This is a genomic window from Rhodococcus sp. EPR-157 (assembly GCF_001647195.1).
Lineage (GTDB): Bacteria > Actinomycetota > Actinomycetes > Mycobacteriales > Mycobacteriaceae > Rhodococcoides.
In genome coordinates this window covers 1-4,160 of the sequence record NZ_LVCV01000183.1, presented here as the reverse complement: position 1 = coordinate 4,160, position 4,160 = coordinate 1, and the positions used below count along the sequence as shown (strand labels likewise).

Below are 4,160 nucleotides of genomic sequence, written 5' to 3'. Positions count from 1 at the left end.
GAGATCTACTCCCCATCCTCGTCGGGTGGCGCGGGCGCGTCCTCAGCCGGTTCGTCGCGAGGAGGAGGCTCCGGCGACTCGCATCGGACGATCGGAATGGGGTCGTATGTGACCGTGCGGGTGTTGCGCGAGATCTCGTTGCCCGTCGCGACATCGGTGACGACGCGAGTGTCACTGGCAGTGAATCCGGGGCCACCACCGGATGCAACACACCCAGGACCGGCAGGAAGGGTGATGGTGTTCGGGCTCGTCGGATTCGTCCGAGGTCCGGTGATCGACTCGACGTCTACCGTCTTGGTTCCCCAAAGACGCACTGTGACACTGGAATTCGTGGCGAACGACTCGATCACAATTCCGGTTTTCGTCGGGTTCGTGAACTTCAGGTCGATTGCACCTTCGAACACCGTTGCCTCACGCGCCTCGGGGTATCTACTGATGTAGTAGCTGTGTTCGGTATGTCCCGCGTCCTCCATGCCACCGAAGTACGACGCGTTGTACAGCGTCGTCGCGAATTGACTGATACCTCCACCGACCGCGCGATCCGGCCGACCGTTGTCGATGATCCCTGACTCCACGAAACCTTGGGCCGTCCCTCGTGGGCCCGTGTACTCGTTGAGCGAGAACGTTTCTCCCGGCTTCACGAGTGCGCCGTTGACGATGTCGGCGGTAAGTCCGATGTTGACTCCCGACGCGTACTCGAAGCCGCCGGTCGTGTACTCGGCAACAACCTCGTTGATTCCCAGTGCTTGCGCACCTTCTGTCGTCAACTCGGGTTGGGCCGGCTCGTAGATGGCCGCAGCGGTCCGAGTGTCCGTCGAAGCGAGCAGAGCCGGCAGTTGCTCCAGCGTCTTCGGCCATTGCACCAGCTCGCCCACCACTCCCGGAACTACGGTGGGCGCACCTCCACCGAGAGCGAACGACGCGTCCTTGGGCTGGGTTTCCGTCGTTGCCAGCGCAGGCGCGAGGATACCTGTGGCGGCAGCAGTGTCGAGGCGCGTCGCGAGAGCCCCGTCACCGTCGGGTTCGAACGACAGAATCCGAGCAATTCCGTTCGGATCCAACACTGCCTCGGCATTGTCCTGGCCGGTGAACACAACGGGCGCCGATACTGCGGGCGTCGCCACCTCGGCGAGTACGCGGTTCACTTCGTCCTGGTGGACCGTCACGTCGACGGTCTCGACCGGTACCTCGAGGGCACCGAAGGCCCAGTTCGCTTCTATGGCCTCACGCGCGCCCGCCACGTCCAAGGCCTGCCCTGGGGCTGGGGTCACGCCGACGGGGGTGGCGCCCTCGAAGACGACATCTCCCTCGGACGGTGCCCGGTCTGTCTGTGCGCGAATCGATTCCACGGCGCCATCGAGCGCTGCAGGGTCCACTGTCGACTGCACACCGATTTCGCGATCGGTGAAGAACGACGCCAGACGAGTGAACGGGTTGATCGGTTGTGAACCCGCGCGATCGAGCGTTGCGACCCATTCGATATCGAGACCGGCGTCCCGTGGAACCAGTTCGAGCTGTCGATCGCCCGCATCGATGTCGACAGCCTGGTCGACGCGGGGCCCGAGCTCGGCCTGCAGCCGTGCCTCGGCATCGTCGTGACTCAGACCGCCGACCGCAACCCCGGCAACCGAAACTCCCCGCGGCACGGAACCGTTGGAGGACAACATGTCTGCGGCGTAGAACACACCGAGAATCGCAACGGCCGCACCGACTATCACCGCAATCTTGATACGTGAAGACTTGTCGTCGGAGGCACCGGCGGCCTCGGAAGCATCGACCGTATGGACTCCGTGCGCCATAGGTTCAGCCACAGGAGATTCGGGTGCCACTGGAGACCCGACGGCGGGAAACACCACGGTGGCAGTGTCACCGATGTCTGCTTCCGGTGCCGCGCTTGCCTGCGCCGTGGTCGCTGGTGCCGTCGGATCCTCGGCGTGAACCGCGTCCACCTTGGTGGTCGAGAGATCAACGGCCTCGCCGCCGGTGACCTGCGCTTCCGGCGGGTGAGCGTGCGCTTGGGTGGGCTGCTCCTCGTCCAGGACCGGTGCATCTTCCATGTCAGAGCGGATGCCCGTGTCAGCGCCCGAGTCATCGGCAGGTGGGCCCCCGCCCACGTCGAGATCCGATGTGTCGGCCACCTCCGAGCCGTCGGGCTGCGCGGTCTCCTCTAGCTGCACAGCCTCTTCAGGTTGATCAGCCTCGTCGAGCACAAGCTCCTCGGGCTGCGCAGCCTCTTCAGATTGCACAGCGTCGTCGACGGCGATCTGTCCCGGTGGCGGTTCGTTCGGATCGATCGCGCGCATCACCTCGGTGATCGCCTCGTACGGAGGAACGTCCTCTACGACGGCATCGTCGTCATCGGACATCGCCGCGTTCTGCGGCGGATCCGGCACCTTTTCGTGCTTACCTTTGCCGTCTCCACCGACGCTCACGTTCTTGGCCCTCCCGAACCCCCGGACATCTGTTGCCACTTTCCAGCCCGAGCTTACGCATCGGCACACCGAACGTCCGTGCTCAGCACCCGAGACAAGAAGAAACGAAAGAGGCCCCACACCGCTGCCGGGTCGGGGGTCGGGCAGCAGTGTGGAGCCACTACGAGTATCGCCCCAGCTTGTGATGCGTTACAACCGAACTTCGAATGTCTCCTGATTCATTCATTTGAACGAACCGCGCGGTGTCGAACTGTCCCCCTGACCGACCGCCCGCACCCAGTGTCCGGTCTTGACCAGAGCCAACGTGAGCAGGAGTCGATCTCTCGGGTCTCCCAGGTCAAGGCCGGTAAGCTCCTCGATCCGGCGGATTCTGTAGATCACGGTGTTTCGATGGCAGTAGAGGATCTTGGCAGCGTTGGTCGGCGATCCGTCGCTTGACAGGACGTGCGCGAGGGTGCCGAGCAGAGTTTCGCGCTGCGGCTCCGGATGTGTCCACAGATTCCCGAGAGCGTGGTGAACGAGCAATTCGGACGACTGCTCGTCGGCCGCCATGATCACTCGCGGCAACCGGTCCGTTGCCAACGCCACACCGCTGTCCTCGGTGATGGTCTCGGCTGTCAACGCCGCGAGACGGTACGCAGCGGCGAACGACGACACACCGTCGGGGGAATGCGCGACGCCGACGGGCCCCACCGCCCGGGCAGCCAGTGCCGAAACGATCGAATTCCAGGATCCGCGCGGCAGCGCGACGAGCGCAAACTGATGACCATCGCGAATGTTCCAGTGCGAGACGGCGCCGATCTGGTCCAGAGCGTCCTCGGGTGCGGACAGCGGCGGTGACCCGTGCTCGTCGAGCGGGCCCACGACACAGGCGATTTCCTGCGATGCGGAGAGCCCGAGGGTGGCACGCGCTTCGATGACGAACGCGGGATCTCCTCCTCGCCCCGATCGCAGGCCGTCGAGAATCACCAGCACATTGGCCAGATCGCGCTGCTGCATCCGCGCGCTCTCCCGCCGATACGCGTCGACGAGAGTCTCGTACTGGCTGTCGAGTGCACGCCACAGTTGCTGCCCGGCCACGAGAAGCAGATGCTCGTCGATCTCCGATCGGTGCTGCTCGCGTTCGAGCACCAACTCTTCCCACAACGTTCGGCTGCCGAGCGTGTATGCCTTGAGCACCAATTCCATCGGTATGCCCTGACGTGCACGCTCCCGACCGGTTCGACGCCAGACTTCGCGTGTGTTGTCGTCAGCTGCGGACGCCCCGGAGAGCGTTCTCAGACCTTGCCTGATGTGCTCGCGAGTGCTGCGTCGAAGCTCGCCTGCGATGTCCGGGGTCGCACTGACCATGTAGGCCGGCTCCTGTTCGATCAGCGCCAGCGTGATCGAGTCGGCGATCGCATCCGCGCGAGACGACAACCCCGACCACGCCCGCTGAATCCTCTCCTGATCGACCGTTGTCACCGCTCCCCGGGCAGCGGAGCGCGAGGAAACGTCGCGAGCACCGGGGGTAACCACGGGAACAGTTTTGCGCACTCAGCCCACATCGATGGGCGAATTGACCGGTACTGGTACCGCGGGACCCAAACATTCTGTGCGCTGCGCCCATATCGCGGGTTGTGCGCGGCACCCATAGTGAAGTCACACAGATTGTGAGGTGCATCACTTGAATTCTCCCAGCGAGGTCGAGCCGGTCTTCACGATGACCGACATCGACGTCTCCTTCGG

At 64.1% G+C, this 4,160-nt stretch carries 2 protein-coding genes; both read right to left on the bottom strand.

The features are described 5' to 3' along the window. Nucleotides 1-5: 5 nt before the first annotated feature. The gene (locus tag A2J03_RS08215) at nt 6-2,432 is read right to left on the bottom strand and encodes a VanW family protein (protein ID WP_442971331.1); all 2,427 of its coding nucleotides are present in this window, start codon (nt 2,430-2,432) and stop codon (nt 6-8) included. 222 nt (nt 2,433-2,654) lie between these two features. Further along, a complete protein-coding gene (locus A2J03_RS08210) occupies nt 2,655-3,950 on the bottom strand; it encodes a PucR family transcriptional regulator (protein WP_269455184.1) in 1,296 nt (431 codons plus the stop codon). Nucleotides 3,951-4,160 lie beyond the last annotated feature (210 nt).